Source organism: Paramesorhizobium deserti, assembly GCF_001558695.1.
GTDB classification, from domain to species: domain Bacteria; phylum Pseudomonadota; class Alphaproteobacteria; order Rhizobiales; family Rhizobiaceae; genus Paramesorhizobium; species Paramesorhizobium deserti.
Genome location: NZ_LNTU01000023.1, coordinates 320,090 through 343,361, shown reverse-complemented (window position 1 = coordinate 343,361; position 23,272 = coordinate 320,090). Strand labels below are relative to the sequence as shown.

General features: G+C 61.2%; 17 protein-coding genes. 6 read left to right on the top strand and 11 right to left on the bottom strand.

What is annotated here, in order from left to right; genetic code table 11:
* Nucleotides 1–26: 26 nt before the first annotated feature.
* The 5 genes from ATN84_RS14535 to dnaG form a co-directional block, all read right to left on the bottom strand.
* Nucleotides 27–1,343 carry an alanine racemase gene (locus ATN84_RS14535; protein WP_068882676.1) on the bottom strand — a complete coding sequence of 439 codons (1,317 nt, stop codon included), beginning with the start codon at nucleotides 1,341–1,343 and terminating at the stop codon, nucleotides 27–29.
* 414 nt (nucleotides 1,344–1,757) lie between these two features.
* Nucleotides 1,758–2,054 carry an HlyU family transcriptional regulator gene (locus ATN84_RS14530; protein ID WP_068882340.1) on the bottom strand — a complete coding sequence of 99 codons (297 nt, stop codon included), beginning with the start codon at nucleotides 2,052–2,054 and terminating at the stop codon, nucleotides 1,758–1,760.
* 68 nt (nucleotides 2,055–2,122) lie between these two features.
* A complete protein-coding gene (locus tag ATN84_RS14525; RefSeq protein ID WP_068882339.1) occupies nucleotides 2,123–2,416 on the bottom strand; it encodes a GYD domain-containing protein in 294 nt (97 codons plus the stop codon).
* A 172-nt stretch (nucleotides 2,417–2,588) separates the two neighbouring features.
* Nucleotides 2,589–4,607, bottom strand: coding sequence for an RNA polymerase sigma factor RpoD (rpoD, locus tag ATN84_RS14520; RefSeq protein WP_068882338.1), 2,019 nt, complete (start codon nucleotides 4,605–4,607; stop codon nucleotides 2,589–2,591).
* Between the two features lie 338 nt (nucleotides 4,608–4,945).
* A complete protein-coding gene (gene dnaG / locus ATN84_RS14515; protein WP_068882337.1) occupies nucleotides 4,946–6,898 on the bottom strand; it encodes a DNA primase in 1,953 nt (650 codons plus the stop codon).
* Nucleotides 6,899–7,277: 379 nt separating this feature from the next.
* On the opposite strand from dnaG, the gene ATN84_RS14510 reads away from it, so the two are divergent.
* Nucleotides 7,278–8,951: a Na/Pi cotransporter family protein gene (locus ATN84_RS14510; protein ID WP_068882336.1), complete on the top strand. Its 1,674-nt coding sequence runs from the start codon at nucleotides 7,278–7,280 to the stop codon at nucleotides 8,949–8,951.
* A gap of 102 nt (nucleotides 8,952–9,053) precedes the next feature.
* Here the strand turns inward: ATN84_RS14510 and ATN84_RS14505 are convergent, their stop codons facing one another.
* On the bottom strand, nucleotides 9,054–9,506 hold the full coding sequence (locus ATN84_RS14505; RefSeq protein ID WP_068882335.1) for a GatB/YqeY domain-containing protein: 453 nt from the start codon (nucleotides 9,504–9,506) through the stop codon (nucleotides 9,054–9,056).
* A 286-nt stretch (nucleotides 9,507–9,792) separates the two neighbouring features.
* Here ATN84_RS14505 and carA point away from each other — a divergent pair, with 286 nt between their 5' ends.
* Nucleotides 9,793–11,016 carry a glutamine-hydrolyzing carbamoyl-phosphate synthase small subunit gene (carA, locus tag ATN84_RS14500; RefSeq protein ID WP_068882334.1) on the top strand — a complete coding sequence of 408 codons (1,224 nt, stop codon included), beginning with the start codon at nucleotides 9,793–9,795 and terminating at the stop codon, nucleotides 11,014–11,016.
* 33 nt (nucleotides 11,017–11,049) lie between these two features.
* Here the strand turns inward: carA and ATN84_RS14495 are convergent, their stop codons facing one another.
* Together ATN84_RS14495 and ypfJ are read right to left on the bottom strand one after the other, a co-directional pair.
* On the bottom strand, nucleotides 11,050–12,285 hold the full coding sequence (locus ATN84_RS14495) for a TCR/Tet family MFS transporter (RefSeq protein WP_068882333.1): 1,236 nt from the start codon (nucleotides 12,283–12,285) through the stop codon (nucleotides 11,050–11,052).
* A gap of 207 nt (nucleotides 12,286–12,492) precedes the next feature.
* Nucleotides 12,493–13,419: a KPN_02809 family neutral zinc metallopeptidase gene (gene ypfJ / locus ATN84_RS14490; protein ID WP_068882332.1), complete on the bottom strand. Its 927-nt coding sequence runs from the start codon at nucleotides 13,417–13,419 to the stop codon at nucleotides 12,493–12,495.
* Between the two features lie 385 nt (nucleotides 13,420–13,804).
* On the opposite strand from ypfJ, the gene carB reads away from it, so the two are divergent.
* Complete coding sequence (gene carB, locus ATN84_RS14485) at nucleotides 13,805–17,290, top strand: carbamoyl-phosphate synthase large subunit (RefSeq protein ID WP_068882331.1); 3,486 nt, start codon at nucleotides 13,805–13,807, stop codon at nucleotides 17,288–17,290.
* Nucleotides 17,291–17,519: 229 nt separating this feature from the next.
* Nucleotides 17,520–17,729, top strand: a complete 210-nt coding sequence (locus tag ATN84_RS14480; RefSeq protein ID WP_068882330.1) for a cold-shock protein — start codon at nucleotides 17,520–17,522, stop codon at nucleotides 17,727–17,729.
* A 103-nt stretch (nucleotides 17,730–17,832) separates the two neighbouring features.
* On the opposite strand, the gene ATN84_RS14475 is transcribed toward ATN84_RS14480, so the two are convergent.
* Nucleotides 17,833–18,453: a glutathione S-transferase family protein gene (locus ATN84_RS14475; RefSeq protein ID WP_068882329.1), complete on the bottom strand. Its 621-nt coding sequence runs from the start codon at nucleotides 18,451–18,453 to the stop codon at nucleotides 17,833–17,835.
* Nucleotides 18,454–18,706: 253 nt separating this feature from the next.
* On the opposite strand from ATN84_RS14475, the gene ATN84_RS14470 reads away from it, so the two are divergent.
* Nucleotides 18,707–19,909 carry a pyridoxal phosphate-dependent aminotransferase gene (locus tag ATN84_RS14470; RefSeq protein ID WP_068882328.1) on the top strand — a complete coding sequence of 401 codons (1,203 nt, stop codon included), beginning with the start codon at nucleotides 18,707–18,709 and terminating at the stop codon, nucleotides 19,907–19,909.
* Nucleotides 19,910–20,396: 487 nt separating this feature from the next.
* Here ATN84_RS14470 and ATN84_RS14465 read toward each other — a convergent pair whose 3' ends face one another.
* Both ATN84_RS14465 and trxB read right to left on the bottom strand, forming a co-directional pair.
* A complete protein-coding gene (locus tag ATN84_RS14465; protein ID WP_068882327.1) occupies nucleotides 20,397–21,302 on the bottom strand; it encodes a LysR family transcriptional regulator in 906 nt (301 codons plus the stop codon).
* A 165-nt stretch (nucleotides 21,303–21,467) separates the two neighbouring features.
* On the bottom strand, nucleotides 21,468–22,442 hold the full coding sequence (trxB, locus tag ATN84_RS14460; RefSeq protein WP_068882326.1) for a thioredoxin-disulfide reductase: 975 nt from the start codon (nucleotides 22,440–22,442) through the stop codon (nucleotides 21,468–21,470).
* A gap of 343 nt (nucleotides 22,443–22,785) precedes the next feature.
* Between trxB and ATN84_RS14455 the strand changes: the two genes are divergently transcribed.
* Complete coding sequence (locus ATN84_RS14455; protein WP_068882325.1) at nucleotides 22,786–23,256, top strand: Lrp/AsnC family transcriptional regulator; 471 nt, start codon at nucleotides 22,786–22,788, stop codon at nucleotides 23,254–23,256.
* The last annotated feature ends 16 nt before the right edge of the window (nucleotides 23,257–23,272 follow it).

The window sequence follows — 23,272 nt, the reverse complement described above, 5'->3', positions numbered from 1 at the left end:
CGCCGGGGAGAAGCGCCATCGCGCCATCAGCCGAAGCTGGTCGGATAGACGGCGATGACCGTCTGCGCCGCGTCGAGACCATAGATCAGCGCGTAACGGTCAAGACAGGTGCAGGGATGGGAGATGCCGAACTCCATCACATCGCCCACCGCCACATCCGCCCCCTCTCCAAAGCTGACGAAGGCGTGCTGGTCGTTGAGCTTGGTGACTGCGGCGCCGGAAAGCGCGCCCAGCCTTTCCCCTCCCCGGTAAAGCGCCAGCGGACGTGGGAGTCCCTGGTCCATGGCCACGTCGCGCAGCCCCATGCCGCAGATCGCAAGCCCTGGCTCGGGCCGTGAAAGCACCTCCGCCCAGAGCCTCAGCACCGGACGGAAGCTCTCGGCCGCCGAAACCACGCTGCCGCCGATGGTGAAGCCCGAGCGGGCATCGAGGCCGGCGAGCCCCCGCTCGTATACGCCATGATCGTGGAAGAAGATCGCGCCGCTGCGCAGTACCAGCCTGGCATGCGCATCGTCTTTCAGGGCCAGCAGCAATGCCCCGACCACCAGGTCGAAATAGACCGAACCGCCGGCGGTGACGATCAGTGGCGTATCGGCCCCGACACGAGCCCGGACAGCGCGGTAGAAATCCGCTGTCAGTTTCATAAGATCGGCGATACGGGTTACGGTTTCGACGGGATCGGCCGTCGCCGCTGCCCCCTCATAGGCTGCGATGCCGGAAAGCCGGATCGCCGCATCCTTCACCGCAAGGACTGCATCAAGGACAGCCGTCGCCTGATCAAGCGACCGCGCGCCGCCACGCGCGGCACCAAGCTCGATGAGAATGCCGATCTCGGGCAGATCGCTGCGTCCCGCCCATGCCTGGGCCAGTCCAGTAACGATATCGGGCGAATCCGCAAAAATATGCAGTTCCGCATCAGGATAGGCGGTAAGCAATGACGCCAGCCGCCTGCCCGCCGCCGGACCGCCGATCTCATTGGCAAGGATCAGGCGCCGAAAGCCGGCTTTGAGCATGACTGACGCCTGCCGGATATCGGCAACCGTGACGCCCCAGGCGCCCGCCTCCAGCAACTGGCCAGCGAGTGCCGTCGACATCGGCGTCTTGGCATGCGGCGCGATCGCGATGCCGTGCTCACGGACATAGCGCATCATCAGGTCGGCATTCGCCGCGAAGGCGGCCCGGTCGAGCGAGATCAACGGCAGCGACATCCCCCCGTCATAAGGCTTCCATCCCTGGTGGCCGATCTCGGCGAGCGTCAGCGGCGCGTGGCCGGCGGGAAAGCCGCGGATGCGATCGTCGACGATCGCCGCCTCACCGGCAGTGGAAAGAGAAATGTCAGCCATGGTCCCGTCCTGTGCGCTCGGATTCTGCATTACATGTCCAATATAACAGACATAAGACTATTACTTTGGACAGACGGATACTATGCTGCATTTCCAGGCTGACAAGAGGCCGGTGAGATTTTTGGCTTTGTGTCCCATGGAAGGATTTCAATGGAAACGAGCCCTATCCTTCCCCCGTAGTAATAGCGGCATCGTTGAGGCATGGATTCCAGTGACAAGCACTGGAATGACGGGGTGGTGATGATTTCGCCCTTTCAGGAACCGTTCTATAAACGCAAAGGTTGAAGGCCGGGGGCCAACGGCCCAAACTCCCGTCATTCCAGTACTTGTCACTGGAATCCATGCCTCACCCTCTCCACCGTCTCGACGCTGCAGAATGGCACAGCATTAAGCGATCCCAAAACAGGAACCACTTCAATCGAATATCCGTTCGCCCTGTTCGTTGATGATCTGGCGTCCCTTGGAAAGGGAGACGTTGATCGCATCGTCGAGACTGGCGAACTTGTCGGCCCGGATGAACTTGTGCTCCTTCACCACGCCGTTCACCTCCTTGGTGATGACGCCGCAGGTCTGGTATTGCCCGCCTTCATTGTATGGCGTGGCGCGGATCAGGAAGCCATTGTGCTCGGCTTCCTTGCCGGCAGCGGCTTCCACCGCCGCTTCACCGGCTTTGCCGCCGCCACCGCCGAAGAGACGTTTCAAAAAGGACATATGCAACCTCGCTTTCGATTTTCCGGGAAACTAGCCGGTTCGGCAGGCACTGTCGAGGCGGTGCGCCTTCAGCCGAGCGAGGCGATGATCTCGCGATAGGCAGCTTCCGGGAATGCCTTGAGGGTACGCGTTCGCACATTGCCGGCCGAGCCGAGCTGTAGCGCAAACCGGGCCGCGACCGCATCGTCAGGCGCCTCGCAGATCGCCACCATGTCCCATTCGCCCATCGTCAGATAGAACGCCCTGATGGCGCCGCCCATCTCCTCGAGCTGCTTTTTTGCGGTATCCAGCCGGCGCGGCGATTCACGCAGGCTTTTCACACCCTGTTCCGTCCAGTTGATAAGCATGATGTAGGTCGTCACGGTACACCTCCTTGGTGCCCCGCCCCATGCTTCTCCAAGTATGATCCCGCCGCCGCACACAGGCAAGCAAAGCATCAATCAGAAAAGAAAAAGGGCGGCACGAGCCACCCTTTTCATCAATATCTGCGAGAGCCGATCAGCTGTCGAGGAACGAACGCAGCTTGCCTGTTCCTTAGCTATCCAGAAAGCTTCTCAGCTTTCTGGAACGGCTCGGATGCTTGAGCTTGCGCAGCGCCTTCGCCTCGATCTGGCGGATACGCTCGCGCGTCACCGAGAACTGCTGGCCGACTTCCTCGAGCGTGTGGTCGGTGTTCATGCCGATGCCGAAGCGCATGCGTAGCACGCGTTCCTCGCGCGGCGTCAGCGAAGCCAGCACCCGCGTCGTCGTATCGCGCAAGTTTGCCTGAATGGCCGCGTCGATTGGCAGAAGCGCGTTCTTGTCCTCGATGAAATCGCCGAGATGCGAATCCTCCTCGTCGCCCACAGGCGTTTCGAGCGAAATCGGCTCCTTGGCGATTTTCAGCACCTTGCGCACTTTTTCCAGCGGCATGGCGAGCTTTTCCGCCAGTTCCTCCGGCGTCGGCTCGCGACCGATCTCATGCAGCATCTGGCGCGAGGTGCGCACGATCTTGTTGATCGTCTCGATCATGTGCACCGGAATGCGGATGGTGCGGGCCTGATCGGCGATCGAGCGGGTGATCGCCTGCCGGATCCACCAGGTCGCATAGGTCGAGAACTTGTAGCCGCGGCGGTACTCGAACTTGTCCACCGCCTTCATCAGGCCGATATTGCCTTCCTGGATCAGATCCAGGAACTGCAGGCCTCGGTTCGTATACTTCTTGGCGATCGAGATGACGAGGCGCAGGTTTGCCTCCACCATCTCCTTCTTGGCGATGGCCGCTTCGCGCTCGCCCTTCTGCACCTGGTTGACGATGCGGCGGAACTCGCCGATCGAGATCGCCGTCTCCTGCGCCAGGTTCTGGATCTCGGTGCGCAGATTGCTGATCGCCTTGGCTTCGTTCTTGGAGAATTCCTTCCAGCCGCGCGTCGGTAGGGTGGAGACCTTTTCGATCCAGTTCGGATTGAGCTCGCTGCCCTGATATTCCTTAAGGAACTCCTCGCGGCGCACGCCATAGGATTCGGCCAGACGCAGAAGCTTGCCCTCGTTCTGCACAAGGCGCTTGTTGATGTCGTAAAGCTGTTCGACCAGCGCCTCGATGCGATTCTGGTTGAGCGAGAGCGACTTGACCGCCGAGATCAGCTGATCCTTCAGCTCCTTGTAGCGGCGCTCCTGGCTCGACGAAAGCGAGCCAGCATCGGCAAGGTGGCTTTCCACCTGCTGGTCCTGCAGCTTCCTCAGCTTCTTGTAGGTGTCGGCGATCAGGTCGAGCGTTTCCATGACCTGCGGACGCAGCTCGGCTTCCATCGCGGCCAGCGACAGATTGGCCTCGTCATCATCCTCGTCATCTTCCTCGATCGCGGTTTCGCCGCCGACATTGGTGATGTCGTCATCGTCGCGCGATGCGCGGCGCGGCTTTTCCTCGGCGCGTGGCTTCTCTTCCTCCACCCGCTCGATGACCGGCGCTTGCTTGGCTTCCGGGCCGGCATAGGTGGTTTCGAGGTCGATGATCTCGCGCAGCAGGATCTTCGAATCGTTCAGCTCGTCGCGCCAGATGATGATCGCCTGGAAGGTCAGCGGGCTTTCGCAAAGCCCGGCGATCATCGTCTCGCGGCCGGCCTCGATGCGCTTGGCGATCGCGATCTCGCCTTCGCGCGACAGAAGTTCCACCGAGCCCATCTCGCGCAGATACATGCGCACGGGATCGTCGGTGCGGTCCGTCGGCTCGCGCTTGGTCGTGGTCGCGACGGCATTACCGGTCGCCTCGACCAGCTCGCCGCCTTCCGCTTCCTCTTCACCGTCGCCCTCTTCGGCATCGGCGTCCTGCTCGTCGTCCTCAACGACATTGATGCCCATGTCGGAAAGCATCGCCATCGTGTCCTCGATCTGCTCGGACGTCACCTCCTCCGAAGGAAGGACGGCGTTGAGCTCGTCCGTCGTGACATAGCCGCGCTTCTTGGCGACTTTTATCATCTTCTTGACAGCGTCGTCAGAAAGGTCGAGAAGCGGCCCATCGGTTGCGCCTTCGCGCTCGACTTCAGCTTCTTCGTTTTCCTTTACCTTCGTTGCCATATATTTATCTCCAGGCGACCCGGTCGCTTTTCTTATAAGGGGTAGAGAGTGCGGACGGCTTCGCCAATCGGGCTTCGCACATCGTCATGATGATCAGCGGTAGCTGTTTCCTGTTAATAGCCGATTAACCCTGTTTTCGGCACCGCAGGATTTTCGTATCCAGGTGGCGAACCGCCTGCCTTCAGACAATTTTCGCGGGAAAAACCGCGGGGCCATTGCCGGTTTTCCATTTTACCCAATGATTAAATCGTCCTGATTCCGTCATTTCGGCCGCTCGTCAAGAGCGAGTCATCTGATTCGCTCCAAAAAAGCGAATCATTTTGTGCATTCACAGCGAATCAGAACCCGCCGACCGGACGTCCGGACGGGATTCCAAATCCCTCGATCAATGCTTCAGTTGCCTCCGCCTTGCGGATTTCGTTCTGGATATCGATGAGACGTCCGAAAACTTCGCCCGTTTCATCTTCCATAAGCGCGGCTTCCACCGCTCTGAGCTCTTTATGTAGAATTCTTGCGCGCTGATGCAAGTGAACCGCCTGCCGCAACGCTTCACGCGCATCCTCTTCCGCCGCTCTTTCCGTCGCCGTCCAGACGCGGGCACGTCGCACGATCGCTTCCAGCGTCTCGATCAGCTCGCCGTGGCCGGCCGCGCGCAACGCTTCGCGCATTTCCGTGCCGCTCTGCAGATGCGCTTCCGCCATCGCGTCCAGCATCGCCATATGCAGCCGGCGCAGCTGCGGATGTTCGGGGTCGAGCGCGGCCATCGCCTCGAAGTCCTCGTCGATCAGCCGCGGGTGATTGAGGAGGATGAGCAGGATAGCCGTCTCGCGTAATGGCGGCATGGATGGGGAGGAAGCGCTTTTGACGAGCGACGAGCGGGCGAGGCTTTCGGAAACGGCAAGCCGCCCGGCGGCCGCCCCTCTACCCCGCTGGCCATAGCCGCCCTGCCCGAAATTGCGGTTATTGCCCTGACGGTTGCCACCCTGCCGCGCCTGGCCGAAGAACTGCTGCGCCCGGTCCCGCATCTCCTGCGCATAATGGCGCCGCACATTCTCGTCGCCGATGCGCGCCGTTATCTCGCGCAGCCGCGCTTCGAGCTCCGCGCGCCGCTCAGGCGTATCGAACACGCCGCCCGACGTCTCACGTGCCCACAGCATGTCGGCAAGCGGCCGTGCATCCCTGAGCACCGCCTGAAAAGCTTGGCTCCCCTCCGCCTTAACGAGATCGTCGGGATCCTTGCCCTCCGGCAGAAGCGCGAAGCGCAGCGAGCGGCCGGGCTTCAAGCCTGGCAGCCCCAGATCGACAGCCCGGTGAGCGGCGCGGATGCCCGCCTGGTCGCCGTCGAAGCAGAGCACCGGCTCCGGGCTCATCCGCCACAGGAGTTCGAGCTGGTCCTCGGTCAGCGCCGTGCCGAGCGGCGCCACCACATGCGCAAATCCCGCCTGCGCCAAGGCAATGACATCCATATAGCCTTCGACGGCGATGACCGGCTTTGCCGGCTCGCCGCCCTGCGGCTGGCAGGCCTTGCGCGCACGCAGCGCATTATAAAGCATCCGTCCCTTGTGGAAGAGCTCGGTTTCCGGCGAGTTCAGATATTTGGCGGGCGCATCCGGCGACAGCGCCCGCCCGCCGAAGGCGACGACCCGCCCGCGCGTATCCTCGATCGGAAACATGACGCGGTCGCGGAAGCGATCATAGGAAACCGCGATGTCCTCGCCGTGATAGACGAGGCCGCAGGCCTCGATTTGCTCGCGCGTTGCGCCCTTGCCGGCCAGATATTCCTTGAGCGCGTTGCGGCTTTCCGGCGCATAGCCCAGGCGAAACGCCTGCTGCGTCGCCGACGACAGGCTCCGGTCGCGTAAGTAAGCGCGCGCTTTCGCCCCCGCCGCTGACTGCAATTGCTGCTCGAAGAACCGCGCCGCCATATCCATCACATCGTGCAGCGTCGCGCGCTCTGCCTCGCGCTTTTCCGCTTCCGGGTCGCGCGCCGGCATCGGCACGCCGGCCATGTCGGCCACGCGCTGCACGGCCTCGGGGAAACTCAAGCCCTCCAGTTCGGTGAGGAACTTGAAATGATCTCCCGTCACGCCACAGCCGAAGCAATGATAGCGCCCCTTGCGGTCCTCGCAGTGGAAGCTCGGCGTCCTCTCGCCATGGAACGGGCAGCACGCCCAGTAGTCGCCTTTCGACGCATTGGTCTTCTTGCGGTCGAAGGAAACGCGCGTTCCGATCAGCGTCGAGATCGGCACGCGGTCTCGTATCTCGTCGAGAAAGGAAGGCGGAAAACGCATTGTCAAATCGCTCTGGAGAACTTCTGGCCTCGGGGCCATCCTATATTATAGGCCAGACCGCGAGCACACACCAAACGATGAGTTCAGTTTATCCCCACGCGAAACTCGCCAGCTGCCGAACGGCCTATACCTGAAAAGGCCTGATTGCGACACCGACGGCGCGATCCCGCTACCCTCTGTCATCCATCCGTCATAAAATTGTCACATGACCAACAGGAAGTAAGGGAAATACCTCAAAATGCCTGCTGGCTGGTGGAAACTGCTTAGCCGGAACATATTTTATCCTGTTAAGTTACGTTAGTTTTTTCATGTTACGCTACGGTAGTTTGAATGCTCTTTCGGCTTCAATCCGTGGCGCTTACCCGAAGGACGTGATCTCGTGAACGGTTCTGTCGTCTTGCTGCATCTGGCCGGAGCGGTGGCCCTGCTCCTGTGGGCGACACGCATGGTGCGCACGGGGGTGGAACGGACTTATGGCGACCGGCTGCGTCGGCGCCTGCGCAGCGTGATGAAGCGGCCGGTGCTCGCCGTCGGCTTTGGCACGGCAATGGCCATCGCCCTGCAAAGCTCCACCGCCGTCACGCTTCTCGTCGGCTCTTTCGTCGGTTCCGGCTTCGTCAGCGGCATCGCCGGGCTGATGGCCGTTCGCGGTGCCGAGGTCGGCTCCGCGTTGGTCGTCAAGATCCTAAGCTATGACCTGACGCTTCTCGTGCCGCTCTGCATTCTCGCCGGCACCACCATCTTCATGACCACCGAGCGCCGCGACTGGCGTCAGAACGGCCGGATCCTGGTCGGCATCGGCCTTTTGATCCTCTCGCTCGAAATGACGAGCCAGGCGACCGAGCCGCTGCGCCACAGCCAGATATTGCCTGTCATCGTCGGCTATCTCTCCAGCGACCCCATTACCGCCTATCTGCTGGCGGCCCTCATCACCTGGCTGTTCCATTCCAGCATCGCCGGCGTCATCCTGCTCGTCAGCTTCGCCTCGCGCGGCCTCATCCAGCCGGAACTGGGCCTCGTCATGGTGCTGGGCGTCAATCTGGGCTCCTCGATCATCGCGCCGATCCTGACCCGCAACGCGCCGCCCGAAACCCGTGTCGTGCCGCTCGGCAATCTCATGATGCGCGGCGCTGGCTCGCTCGTCATCCTGACGCTGTTCCTGATTTTCCATCCGCCTGTGAGCCTACTCGGCAGCGATCCAGTCGACCAGATCGTCCACGCCCATATCCTGTTCAACCTTATCATCCTTTTGGCCGGCATCCCCCTTTCGGGATTGGTGCTGCGTGCCACCGAGGCGCTGGTCAATCTCAATGCGCCGAAAGCCCAGCCGCAGCAACCGCTGGCGACCGAAGAAGTCAGCGCCCTCGACCCGAGCGTTCTCGACACGCCGTCACAGGCGCTCGCCAATGCAACGCGCGAGGTGGTGCGAGTCTGTGAGACCGTGGAACTCATGCTGCGGCGGATCATGGATCTCTATGAGAAACCCGATCCGGTCCGCATCAAGGAGCTGGCAGCTCTCGACGATCTCGTCGACCGCCGCCACGCCGACATCAAGCTCTATCTCGCCCGCCTCGCCACCAGAAACCTCTCCGACTACGAGGCGTTGCGCACGCAGGAACTGCTCGGCGCCTGCGTCAAGCTGGAGCAGGTCGGCGACATCATCGTGCGCAACATGCTCGCCCATGCGCAGAAGAAGATGGACCGCAAGCTCGAATTCACCGACGAAGGCTGGCGCGAGCTCTCGCAATTCCACGCTCTCGTGCTCGCCAACGCCCATCTCGCCTTCAACGTGCTGATCTCGCGCGACGAGCACACCGCCCGTCAGCTCGTGCAGGAGAAGGACAGGCTGCGCGACATGGAGAAGGAAACCAGCCAGCAGCATTTCTCACGATTGCGCCAGGGCACCACGCGCAGCCTCGAGACGAGCACGATCCACCTCGACACGATCCGCGATTTGAAGCAGATCAATTCTCTCCTGGCCTCTATGGCCTATCCTGTCCTCGAGGAACAGGGCCTGCTCCGGGACACAAGGCTAAAAGTGGCGCAGAGCTGAGAGGGATTCGCTCCCGTAAATCGCGACTCATCCCCCCTCCCAAAACAAACGGCGGCTCATCTCCAAGCCGCCGTTGAATTCTTCCGAAATCTATAACCTGCCCTACTGAAGCAGTTCCTTGACGATGCCGCTCGCCTTGCTGAAGTCCATTTTGCCGGGGAAGCGTTCCTTCAGCGCATTCATGCATTTGCCCATATCGCGCAGGCCACCGGCGCCGACTTCCTCGACGACATGGGCGCACACTTTCTTCAAATCGGCTTCGCAAAGCTGCTCGGGCAGGAAGCTGCGGATGATCTCGATCTCCGCACGCTCGCCCTCGGCCAGCTCGATACGGTTGCCCTCTTCATAGATTCTGGCCGATTCCTCGCGCTGCTTGATCATTTTGACAAGAATGGCGCGCAACTCGTCGTCCGAAACCGGGTCCTTGCCCGCGGTGCGGTGCGCGATGTCGCGATCCTTCAACGCCGCCATGATAAGGCGAAGCGTCGAAATACGGCGTTTATCCTGTGCCTTTAGAGCGGTGGTCAGTGCCTGGGCGATCTCGTCGCGCAGCATGGGGGTATCTCCTAGTATGGTTACCGAACTTTAACGCTTCGTGAAATCGAAATCAATTGCTGCTTATAAGCAAACAATTGAATTTCCTCACGAAATTATTCGGTGGAACGTTTGTCGTTAACGATTGACCGAAGCGTCCGGTTTCTCTATTGTCCAAAGCCTAGCTGGACATTGTCATGGACACGCGGCGGCAGGCTTTCATTGGCCCGTCGCGTTTTGTCATGTCATATGGAATGAAGCTGACTTTCTTTCAAGTCCTGATTCACGAACCGATCTGGAGTGCCCGATGACCGCCCCCGCCAACAAGACAGCGCCGTGGACGACGACCAAACCGACCGCCCTGCTCATTCTCGCGGACGGCACGGTCATCGAGGGCAAGGGCGTCGGCGCCACCGGGGCCGTCGAGGCTGAAGTCTGCTTCAATACGGCGCTGACCGGCTATCAGGAAATCCTCACCGATCCCTCCTATGCCGGGCAGATCGTCACCTTCACCTTCCCGCATATCGGCAATGTCGGAACCAACAACGAGGATATCGAGGACTTGACGCCGGCCAACCGCGCCGGCGCCGTCGGCGCGGTGTTCAAGGCGGATGTCACCGACCCTTCAAACTATCGCGCGGCCACCCATCTCGACCAATGGCTGAAGAACCGCGGCGTCATTGCGCTTTCCGGTATCGACACCCGCGCGCTGACGGCGCTGATCCGCGAGACGGGAGCGCAGAATGCTGTCATCGCGCATGATCCTTCCGGCGAATTCGATCTTCCCGCGTTGAAGAAGCGCGCCGCCGCCTGGCACGGCCTGGAGAATCTCGACCTCGCCAAAGAGGTCACCTCCGGCCAGACCTCCGTCTGGACCGAGACGCCATGGGCCTGGAATACGGGCTATGCCACGGAGGAAACGCCGCGCTACCATATCGTCGCCATCGATTACGGGGTGAAACGCAACATCCTGCGCCTCCTCGCCGGGCTTGGCGCGAAGGTGACTGTGCTGCCTGCGACTGCGACGGCGGAGGATGTGCTGGCGCATAATCCCGACGGCATTTTCCTGTCGAACGGCCCTGGCGATCCGGCGGCCACCGGCGAATATGCCGTGCCCGCCATCAAGAAGCTGATCGAGACGGATATTCCGCTCTTTGGCATCTGCCTTGGCCACCAGATGCTGGCGCTGGCGCTTGGCGCCAAGACGCAGAAGATGCATCAGGGCCATCACGGCGCCAACCATCCGGTCAAGGATCACACCACCGGCAAGGTGGAAATCGTCTCGATGAACCACGGCTTCGCCGTCGATTCGGCCTCGCTGCCCAAGGGCGTCGACGAAACCCATATCTCGCTGTTCGACGGCTCCAATTGCGGCCTGCGCCTTGCCGGCAAGCCGGTCTTCTCGGTGCAGCACCATCCGGAAGCCTCGCCCGGCCCGCAGGATTCGCATTATCTCTTCCGTCGCTTCTTCAATCTCATTCGCGAGAAGAAGGGCGAGCCGGCGCTGCCGGAACGGTCGAAGGCAGCATAACGACCTGAAACATTGGAAACGAAAAAGCCGGCGTTACCCGCCGGCTTTTTTCATTAATGGCGCCTTCACCCGGAAGACAAAGACCAGAAGCCCCACGAAAACGAAGAGCGCCGCGGCGGCATAGGGCGCGCCGGCAAAGGTAACGGGCGTGCTCGGTCCGGTGAAAAAGCCGAACATCTGCGTGAAGATCAGCGGACCGATGATCGTCGTGAAGCTGGAAAGGCTGGTGAGCGCCCCCTGCAGTTCACCCTGCGCCGAGGGCGGCACTTTTGCGGCCGCGATGCTGCGCAGCGGCGGATCGGCCAGCCCTTCCAGCGCCGTCAGCAGGATCACCGCATAGACCATCCAGCCCTGCCATGCCGCCGCATAGCCGGAAAGACCGAGGGCACAGAAGGCAAGCCCGACCGCGGCCGTCTTCCATTCGCCCAGCACCGGCACGATACGCGGCAGGATCAGCCCCATGACGATGGCGCCCCCGATACCGAATATGCCGAGCGACAGGCCGATCTGGCCCTCGCTCCAGCCATAGCGATAGGTGCCGACGAAAGCCCAGACGGCCGGATAGACGGCATGGGCCAGCCAGTAGAGAAAAAAGACGAGCCCCACCCAGCCGATGCCGGGATAATTGCGCATCTGCTTCAGTGCGCCGAGTGGATTGGCGCGCGTCCATTCGAATTTCCGCCTGTGCTGGCTTCCCAGCGTTTCGGGCAGGAAGAGGAACGCAACGGCGAAATTGGCGAAGGCGAGCGCCGCCGCGCCATAGAAGGGCACGCGCGGGCCGAATTCGCCCAATATCCCGCCGAGCACCGGGCCGATGACGAAGCCCGTGCCGAAGGCAATGCCGATCAGTCCGAAATTGCGCGCGCGGTTCTCGTCATTGCTGACGTCGGCGATATAGGCGGAGGCCGTGGCGAAACTCGCGCCGCTGATGCCGGCGAGCACCCGACCGACGAACAACATCCAGTAGCTCGTCGCCAATGCGCAGATCAGATTGTCGATGGCGAAGGTGAGCACCGAGGCAAGCAGTAGCGGCCGGCGCCCGAAACGGTCGCTCAGGTTTCCGATCAGCGGCGCGAAAATGAACTGCATTGCCGCATAGACGAGCAGCAGCCAGCCGCCGTCGATTGCCGCCTCGCTGACGCTGGCACCGGTCAGTTCCTCCAGAAAGGCGGGCAGCACCGGCATGATGATGGCGATGCCGATGATATCCAGGAAGAGAATGACGAAGACGAGCGACAGCCCGCGCCGGACGAATTTGGGATCGATCATGGAAAACCCGCAAACGAAAACGCCCTCTGCAAACAACACGCGAGGAGACGAAGAGGCGAAATCCATATTTGAAAAATTCTGGCGAAACAATCCGAGAACACATCAATATTCATGATGAAAACGGTGCAGAAATTTGATTTTTCACTCGTTTTCCAAACAAAAAGGCGGCTGATGCCGCCTTTTCTTCATGCTTTGGAATGAACCGCGTCAGATATCCGCGTTGAACGTATCGCAGGATTCGAGCTTGCCGGAATTATAGCCGCGGGTGAACCAGTCTGCCCGCTGCGCCGAGGTGCCGTGATTGAAGGTTTCCGGCACCACATAACCCTGGGTGCGCTTCTGCAGCGTATCGTCGCCGATCTGGTGGGCGGCATTGATCGCCTCTTCGAGATCGCCCTGTTCGACGATGCCTTCCTGGTTCGTGTAATAGCCCCATATGCCGGCGAAGCAGTCCGCCTGCAGCTCGACGCGGACCGACATTGCGTTGGCTTGCGCTTCGCTCATCGACTGCCGCATCTGGTTGAAGCGCGGCAAGATGCCGAGCAGGTTCTGCACATGGTGGCCGACTTCATGCGCCAGCACATAGGCTTGGGCGAAATCGCCGGAGGCGCCGAAGCGGTTCGCGAGTTCGTTATAGAAGCTCAGATCGAGATAGACCTTGCGATCGCCGGGGCAGTAGAATGGGCCGGAGGCGGCACTGGCAAAGCCGCATGCCGACGGCACATGATCGTTGAACAGCACCAGGGTCGGCGGCGTATAGGTCGCGCCATTGGCCTTGAAGATGCCGCTCCACACATCCTCGGTTTCCGCCAGGATGGTTCTGACGAATTGCGTCATCTCGTCATTGCGCTGCTGGGTAGGCGCTCCCGATGTCTGGGTCTGCTGGACCGGCGCGATGTTGCCGGTCAGGAGAAGCTGCAGCGGATCAAGCCCGCAGGCCCGCAGCCCAAAGAACAGCACGACCAAAATAACGATGCCGGAAATGCCGCCGCTGCGCACCAATTGGAACACCGGGCCGATCAGTCCGCCCCCGCCGAGGCCCATCCCACCCTGGCCGAGACCGCCCTGCATACCGGTATTCTCGCCACGGAGATCTTCCACATTGTCACTTTGCCTGCGGCCCTGCCAGCGCATGATATCGGCACTCCTCGATGGCTGCTCTCGAAAGGATTAATGGCGCAAAAGGCGACCATTCACAACCAAGCTTAGCATATCCTAACAGAGGAAACCGTCACTGGCATGAACCAACGGCAAGTTCGGTGTCCTCTTTCTTAAAAGTGCGCGCCGGTTCCCCCGGCGGTGCCTGCGCGCTGAAATTGCCGGCGCCATCATCAACCCTGTTGATGACGATAGGAAAAAGGGGACAAAACCATGAAAAATCCTGATTTTGGGGGTTACGCCGCGACGATCCTTTGCCTATAAGGCCCGCTTAGCCTCATAGACGAACCTTGTTGCCAACCCGCCGGGATATTTCCGCGCGGGTTTTCCGGGGCAGCGCGCCGAACGACGGGATAAGACCATGCCGAAACGTACAGACATCAAATCGATCCTGATCATCGGCGCGGGACCGATCGTCATCGGCCAGGCCTGCGAGTTCGATTATTCCGGCACCCAGGCCTGCAAGGCGCTGAAGGATGAGGGCTACCGCATCATCCTGGTCAATTCCAACCCAGCGACGATCATGACCGATCCGGAATTGGCGGACGCCACCTATATCGAGCCGATCACGCCTGAGGTCGTCGCCAAGATCATCGCCAAGGAGCGGCCAGACGCGCTTCTGCCGACCATGGGCGGCCAAACCGCGCTCAATACCGCACTGTCCTTGAAGCGCATGGGCGTGCTCGACCGTTACAATGTCGAGATGATCGGCGCCAATGCCGCCGCGATCGACAAGGCCGAGGACCGTGCGCTCTTCCGCGAGGCGATGGCGAAAATCGGGCTGGAGACGCCGCGCTCGATGCTTGCCAATGCGACCGAGGTCAAGGAGAAGGACCGCCAAGCCCATGAGGAGCAGCGCCAGGCGCTGAAAGCGAAATATTCCGGCGCCGAGCTCGACGCGGCGCTCGACAAGCTGGAAACTGAATGGCAGCTCGGCGAAACCGACCGCAAGCAGCGCTACATGGCCCACGCCATGGGCATGGCCGGCCAGGCTTTGGATCACGTCGGCCTTCCCGCCATCATCCGTCCCTCCTTCACGCTCGGCGGCACGGGCGGCGGCATCGCCTATAACCGCTCGGAATTCTACGAAATCATCGAACGCGGCCTCGACGCCTCGCCGACCACCGAAGTGCTGATCGAGGAATCCGTGCTTGGCTGGAAGGAGTATGAGATGGAGGTCGTCCGCGACAAGGCGGACAACTGCATCATCATCTGCTCCATCGAGAATCTCGACCCGATGGGCGTCCATACCGGCGACTCGATCACCGTCGCCCCTGCCCTGACCTTGACGGACAAGGAATACCAGATCATGCGCAACGCCTCGATCGCGGTGCTGCGCGAGATCGGCGTCGAGACCGGCGGCTCCAACGTCCAGTTCGCCGTCAACCCGAAGGACGGCCGCCTGATCGTCATCGAGATGAACCCGCGCGTCTCGCGTTCCTCCGCGCTTGCCTCCAAGGCGACCGGCTTCCCCATCGCCAAGGTCGCGGCGAAGCTCGCCGTCGGCTATACGCTGGATGAACTCGAAAACGACATCACCGGCGGCGCGACGCCAGCCTCCTTCGAGCCGTCGATCGACTATGTCGTCACCAAGATCCCGCGTTTCGCCTTCGAGAAATTCCCCGGCGCCTCGCCTATCCTCACCACGGCCATGAAATCGGTCGGCGAGGTGATGGCCATCGGCCGCACCTTCCAGGAATCGCTGCAGAAGGCGCTGCGCGGGCTGGAAACCGGCCTCACCGGCCTTGACGAGATCGCCATTCCCGGCATCGAGGAAGGCGACGAGAAGAACGCCATCCGCGCCGCCATCGGCACCCCGACACCCGACCGGCTGCGCATGGTCGCCCAGGCGATCCGCATGGGCATGACACTTGAGCAGGTGCACGAGAGCTGCAAGATCGACCCCTGGTTCCTCGAGCAGATCGAGGGCATCATCAATATGGAAGCCCGCATCCGCGAGCACGGCCTGCCGCAGGATCAGGAAAATCTGCGCATGCTCAAGGGCATGGGCTTCTCCGATGCCCGCCTCGCCAGCCTCACCGGCCAAGACGCCGAAGATGTCGCCAAGCTGCGCGCAAAGCTGGATGTGCATCCGGTCTTCAAGCGCATCGACACCTGCGCCGCCGAATTCGCCTCCCCCACCGCCTATATGTATTCGACCTATGAGACGCCCTTCGCCGGCGACACGCGCTCGGAAGCGCAAGTCTCGGACCGGAAGAAGGTCGTCATCCTTGGCGGCGGCCCGAACCGCATTGGCCAGGGTATCGAGTTCGACTATTGCTGCTGCCATGCGGCCTTCGCGCTGGATGACGCGGGCTATGAGTCGATCATGATCAACTGCAACCCGGAGACGGTTTCGACCGACTACGACACCTCCGACCGGCTCTATTTCGAGCCGCTGACGGCGGAAGACGTGCTGGAGATCCTGCGCGCCGAGCAGGCGGCGGGCACGCTCCACGGCGTCATTGTGCAGTTCGGCGGCCAAACGCCGCTGAAGCTGGCCGATGCCCTGGAAAAGGCCGGCATCCCCATCCTCGGCACCTCGCCCGACGCGATCGACCTTGCCGAGGACCGCGACCGTTTCCAGAAGCTCCTGATGAAACTCGGCCTCAACCAGCCGAAGAACGGCATCGCCTATTCCGTCGAGCAGGCCCGGCTGATCGCAAGCGATCTCGGCTTCCCCCTGGTCGTTCGCCCGTCCTACGTGCTCGGCGGCCGCGCCATGCAGATCATCCATGACGAGCGGGGTCTGCAGAGCTATCTGCTCGACACCGTGCCCGAACTGGTGCCCGAGGATATCAAGGCGAAATATCCCAACGACAAGACCGGGCAGATCAACACGCTTCTGGGCAAGAACCCGCTGCTGTTCGACACCTATCTGACCGAAGCCATCGAGGTGGACGTCGACTGCCTCTGCGACGGCAAGGACACCTTCGTCTCCGGCATCATGGAGCATATCGAGGAAGCCGGCATCCATTCCGGCGATTCGGCCTGCTCCCTCCCCGTCCATTCGCTCTCCCGCGAGACAGTCGCCGAACTCGAACGCCAAACCGCCGCGCTCGCCAAGGCGCTCAATGTCGGCGGGTTGATGAACGTGCAATACGCCATCAAGAACGGCACGATCTATGTGCTGGAAGTAAACCCGCGCGCGTCGCGCACGGTGCCTTTCGTCGCCAAGACCATCGGCACGCCCATTGCAAAGGTGGCCGCGCGCATCATGGCCGGCGAGACGCTCAACGGCGCGCTGGGAGCCTATGGCGGCAAGCCGGATCAGGCGAGCCGCCCGCATATCGCGGTCAAGGAAGCCGTGTTCCCCTTCGCCCGCTTCCCCGGCGTCGATACGCTGCTCGGGCCGGAAATGCGCTCGACCGGCGAGGTCATGGGACTCGATTACGACTACGCCCTCGCCTTCGCCAAGGCACAGCTCGGAGCCGGTGTTGATCTCCCCCGCGATGGCACCCTGTTCGTCTCCGTCCGCGACGAGGACAAGGCGGGCATCCTGCCGGCGGTGAAGCGGTTGGCCCAAATCGGCTTCAAGGTGCTCGCCACCGGGGGAACCCAGCGCTTCCTCGCCGAAAACGGCGTGGAGGCCACCAAGATCAACAAGGTGCTGGAAGGCCGTCCGCATATCGAGGACGCCATCCGCAACCGCCAGGTCCACATCGTCTTCAACACCACCGACAGCGCCAAGGCGGTCTCTGATTCCAAATCCATCCGCCGCGCCACGCTGATGCAGAAGGTGCCCTACTACACCACGCTGGCCGGCGCGGAGGCCGTGGCGGAAGCCATTGCGGCGCTGAAGGCGGGGAGCCTTGAGGTGAGGCCGCTGCAGGATTATTTCAACTAAGATGTTTCGGACGGTGGCGCGGAAATGAGGTCATAATCATTTCCGCGGGCTGCTTGTAATCGGGGCCGTTGTGGCATAGAGTCGGCTCATCGATATTTCGGTCGAGTGACTTTGCGACCCGTGCGACCCGTTCGCGCTTCCTGACGATCTCCTCTCTATAATCTCGATTCACGGGCACGTATGAATACCTGTACGGGCTTATATTTTTACGACGTTAAAGGAGTTTCCCATGGCTACGGGAACAGTGAAGTGGTTCAACGGCACGAAGGGCTTCGGCTTCATTCAGCCTGATCAGGGCGGCGCGGACGTTTTCGTCCACATCTCCGCCGTCGAGCGCGCCGGTCTGCGCGGCCTCAACGAAGGCCAGAAGATCAACTACGAAATCGTGCAGGACCGCCGTTCGGGCAAGTCCTCTGCGGACAACCTCACGGTTGCCTGATTTTTTCGCTTCACTGCGATAGAACCAGAATGGAAAAGGCGGGGTTGAACCCGCCTTTTTCTATTTAACCTTGAAGTCCGTTTGAAAGCGGATCAGGCCAGCCTCATCCGTTTTCCGGCAGCCAGCCGATCGGCACATGCCCCGGATCGACGGCGACGCGGTCAAGCCAGGCGGAAACGGCGGGATAGCGCTTGAGATCGAAGCCGCCGCGATCCGCCTCATGCGTATAGGCATAAAGCGCGATATCGGCGACGCTGATCGCATCGCCCGCCAGAAAGGGCGTCTTCTGCAATTGCGCTTCCATCACGCCCAGCGCCTTCTCGCCGCCTGCAAGGGTCGCGTTGAGCTTTTCCGGCGTCGCCTCCTTCGCCCGTTCGGGATAAAGCATCAGCGCCCGCCGCACCGCGATATAAGGCTCGTGGCTATATTGCTCGAAGAACAGCCACTGATAGGCGAGCGCCCGCTCATAGGCATCCGCCGGCAGGAAGCGCGTGCCCTCGGCCAAATGCAGCAGGATGGCGTTGGATTCGGCAAGCAAGCGCCCATCATCCATTTCGAGCAGCGGCACCTTGCCGTTCGGGTTTTTGGCAAGATATTCCGGCCTGCGCGTCGAGCCATCGACCGAGGACATGGCCACATGGCGGAACGGCATTCCCAATTTTGCCATCAGAAGCCGTGGCTTGTAGCAATTTCCTGAATCAAGTTGCGAATAAAGGACGGGCATCGGTCGGTTCTCCGTTTCCCGCGAGTAATGCCGCGTCGATCTCCTGCCGTCCAATCAGTTTGGCTGAACTGTGGCTGAAGAATTGCTGATGTTTCGGCAATTTGCCGCAACACCCTGCGTCAAATCGCTCAGCTGTGAAAGCGTGAGGCAAAGCTTTCCTTGCGATTCGCGCCGCATTGCGACATAGGAAACCCGCAAACCGGACCGATGCCCGGCTCCCGGTCGCTCAAGCTGCCATTCAGGAGAACGAACCATGGCATTCCTCGCCGACGCCCTTTCCCGCGTAAAGCCTTCCGCAACGATAGCGGTCAGCCAGAAAGCACGCGAACTGAAGGCGAAAGGCAAGGACGTCATCGGCCTTGGCGCGGGCGAGCCGGATTTCGACACGCCGGATAATATCAAGAAGGCGGCGATTGCCGCCATCGAGCGCGGCGAGACGAAATACACGCCCGTCTCCGGCATCCCCGAACTGCGCCAAGCGATCTCCGCCAAGTTCAAGCGGGAGAACGGCCTTGATTACAAGCCGGAGCAGACCATCGTCGGCACCGGCGGAAAGCAAATCCTCTTCAACGCTTTCATGGCGACGCTCAACCCCGGCGACGAGGTGGTCATCCCCGCCCCCTATTGGGTGAGCTATCCCGAAATGGTGGCGATCTGCGGCGGCACCCCGGTATTCGTCAACACGACGATCGAGAACGATTTCAAGGTCCAGGCCAAGGATCTCGAGGCAGCCATCACGCCGAAGACGAAATGGCTGATCTTCAACTCCCCATCCAATCCCTCCGGCGCCGCCTACACCGAGGCGGAACTGAAGGCGCTGACGGATGTGCTTGTGCGCCATCCGCATGTCTGGATCCTCACCGACGACATGTATGAGCATCTGGTCTATGGCGATTTCGTCTTCACGACGCCGGCGCAGGTGGAGCCCTCGCTCTATGACCGCACGCTCACCATGAACGGCGTCTCCAAGGCCTATGCCATGACCGGCTGGCGCATCGGCTATGCCGGCGGTCCATTGCCGCTCATCAAGGCGATGGACATGATCCAGGGGCAGCAGACCTCCGGCGCCTGCTCCATCGCGCAATGGGCGGCGGTCGAGGCGCTGAACGGCCCGCAGGATTTCATCCCCCAGAACAAGAAGATCTTCCAGGGCCGCCGCGATCTGGTCGTCTCCATGCTCAATCAGGCCAAGGGCATCACCTGCCCAACGCCGGAGGGCGCTTTCTATGTCTATCCCTCCTGCGCCGGTCTGATCGGCAAGACGGCGCCGTCCGGCAAGGTCATCGAGACGGACGAGGATTTCGTCACCGAACTTCTGGAAGCGGAAGGCGTAGCGGTAGTGCACGGTTCTGCCTTCGGTCTCGGACCGAACTTCCGCATCTCCTACGCCACTTCGGAAGTGCTGCTGGAAGAGGCCTGCACGCGCATCCAGCGCTTCTGTGCTTCCCTGCGCTGAACCGGGACCGGATCAGGATCGAACAGAAGGGGCCGCAAGGCCCCTTTTCTTTTGGAGCGCACTGACGGGTTGCTGAAGGCAAAAAAAAGCCGGACATGCGTCCGGCTTTGAGTTGTGAAGGTGCCGTTTCCGGCGAAACCTCCAGAGGGGAACACTCAAGGATGCGCAATGGGAGGAGGAGACGCATCGTTGAGATGCCCCGGATATGCGCGCATCCCCCCTTTTATTCAAGTATACGAAATCGCATTGCAGCCATGCGCACAATGCATAGCGGAGAATTCGAAAAATTCTCCATGATTTCATGTAGTTGGGAAAACATCACGGAAACGTGAGCACTACTGCAGGTAAAATTCTTCGCTTGCAGCGCGTGTTCCGCCGCGCTTTTCCTGTCCTTCGACTGTGCAATGCAGCATGATTTTGGGCAAATCACTGCCGCGAGAAACGGCAGTCTGCTCGATTCGAAAGCGAAATCCCCCCGCCGTACCGGTCAGTACGACCAGGTGCGCGCTTTGGAAAACAGGAAATCGCGGAAGACATGCAGCTTGGCGGAGTTCTTCAGCGCTTCGGGATAGCAGAAGAACGTGTCGAACGAAGGGATCTCCTCCATGTCGGGAAGAAGCCGCACCAGGCCGGATTCCTTTTCGACCATATAGTCGGGCAGGACCGCGATGCCGACGCCACGCTGCACGGCGCGCTTGACCGAAAGGAGGTTGTTGACCTGCAAGGCAGGAATACGCGGGTTGCCATCGCTGCGGCCCGCCACTTCGAGCCAGTTGAGCCCAGTCAGATAGCTTGGCGCCGGCTCGCCGAAGGTGACGATGCGATGCTCGTCGAGCTCGTCCACCAAGGTCAGCTTGCCGTATTTGGCGATATAGCTGGCGGAAGCATAGACATGCATGTGCACCGTGAAGAGCCGGCGCTGGATCAAATCCGGCTGCTGCGGCTGGCGCAGGCGGATCGCGCAATCGGCGTGCCGCATGGTGAGGTCGAGCTCCTCATTGTCGAGGATCAGCTGCAGCCGGACATCCGGATAAAGCTCGATGAACTCCTGCACCCGCTCGATCAGCCAGCCCGAGCCGAGACCAACCGTCGTGGTCACCCGCAACCGGCCGGAAGGCTTCTCCCTGCTTTCGGCAAGCCTTGAGCGGACATTTTCCAGCTTCATCAGCACGTCATGCGCCGTGCGATAGAGCAACTCTCCCTGTTCGGTGAGGATCAGCCCGCGCGCATGGCGCTGGAACAGCGGCACACCGACATCCTGCTCCAGCGCGCTGACCTGACGTGAGATCGCCGACTGCGAGAGGTGCAATGTCTGCGCGGCATGAGTAAACGACCCCGCCTCCGCAGCGGCATGGAATATGCGCAGCTTGTCCCAATCGAGCGGTGCAACCAATTTTCCGTCCTTTTGCAATCAGAGAGGATATGTTGAAATTCAGGTTAGGGCCTGGCGAAAATGGTAGCTTTCGAGAACCGGAGCGGACCGTATTTCAGTACATGAGCACCGGAAGCGCAGAAAGACGCCATTTGCAGACCGCCCTCGCCTGAATTATCGCATACCCTATTCGGCCGCCTGACGTATCGGCTCCTGCGCAGCAAGCCAGCGCTCGGCTTCCAGCGCGGCCATGCATCCCATGCCGGCCGCCGTCACCGCCTGGCGGAACACGTCGTCGGTGACGTCGCCGGCGGCAAAGACGCCCGGAACATCCGTCGCCGTCGAATCCGGCGCCGTCCAGAGATAGCCGTTCGGCTTCTGCTTCAGCTTGCCCTCAAAGAGCGCGACCGACGGCGCATGGCCAATGGCGACGAATACGCCATCCGTCTCCAGTTCGCTGATCAGTCCGGTCTTGACGTTCTTCAGCCGCACGCCGGTGACCGTCGGCCCCATCGGCGGCTTTGCTTGCGTCCCGACGATCTCTTCAACGACGCTGTCCCAGACAACCCGGACATTCTCCTTCGAAAGCAGCCGATCCTGCAGGATCTTCTCGGCGCGGAAGGCATCGCGGCGATGGACCACCGTGACCGATTTCGCCAGATGCGAGAGATAGAGCGCCTCCTCGACCGCGGTATTGCCGCCGCCGACCACCACAACATCCTTGCCGCGATAGAAGAAGCCGTCGCAGGTGGCGCAAGCCGAGACACCGCCACCCATGAAGGTCTGCTCGCTCTCAATGCCCAGCCACTTGGCCTGGGCGCCGGTGGCGATGATCAGCGCGTCGCAGGTGTATTCCATGCCGGAATCGCCCTTGAGCCGAAACGGCCTGGTCGAAACATCGGCCTCGACAATGATGTCATGCACGATCTCCGTGCCGACATTCTCCGCCTGCTTGGCCATCTGCTCCATCATCCATGGGCCCTGCACCGGTTCGGCATAGCCCGGATAGTTCTCCACATCGGTGGTGATCATCAACTGCCCGCCCTGCTGCAATCCGGCTATGAGCACGGGCTTCAACATGGCCCGCGCCGCATAGATCGCTGCCGTATAGCCGGCAGGACCGGAACCGATGATGAGGACGGGCGCGTGGCGCTGTGACATGGCAAATCCCTAGCTTTGGCTGCGAGCGGCGGATCCAACGATCTCCGGCTCGGCGGCGTTCAATTGCGCAGCGACCGGGGTGCATGCGCCAGTTATCGCCAAGGTAATGTTTTGCATACCGGTTTTGCAAGGTTCGCAGCGCCTCACGAGTGGTTTAGCCACAGCTTGTCCCGGACTTGGAGCAATCGAGATCGGCCGGAGCTCCTGGCAAATATCGTGGGCGCTGCTCGCAATTCACTGCGAAAACAGCAACATCCCGTTGCGGCGAGGCAGGAATCGGATATTATTATTGCTGAAAAGCGCAATTTCCTTGCGCAATAAAGCTTCTGCCGGAGCCCTCTTTATGCCTATCAAGGCTGATCTCGACGATATCGACTGGAAAATCCTGCGCGAGTTGCAGAACAACGGGCGCATCACCAATGTCGAGTTGGCGGACCGTGTCGGCATCTCCGCGCCGCCTTGCCTGCGTCGGGTCCGCAAGCTCGAGGAGAGCGGCGTTATCCGGGGCTATCGCGCCATTTTGAACGGCTCAGCCCTTGGTCAGGACCTCGTCGCTTTCTGCTCTGTCGGCCTGCACCGCCAGGCGGACGCCGATCTCAAGGCTTTCGCCGAAAAGACCAAGCACTGGCCGCTGGTGCGCCGTGCATGGATGGTCTCGGGCGAATCGGATTTCCTGCTCCATTGCGTCGCCCGCGACATCAACACGTTCCAGACCTTCGTGATCGAGGAACTGACCGCGACTCCCAATGTCGATTCCGTGCGCACCGCCCTCACCATTCGTCCGGTCAAGGACGAAGCGCTGATGCTGATCTAACCCGCAAATCAGCCCC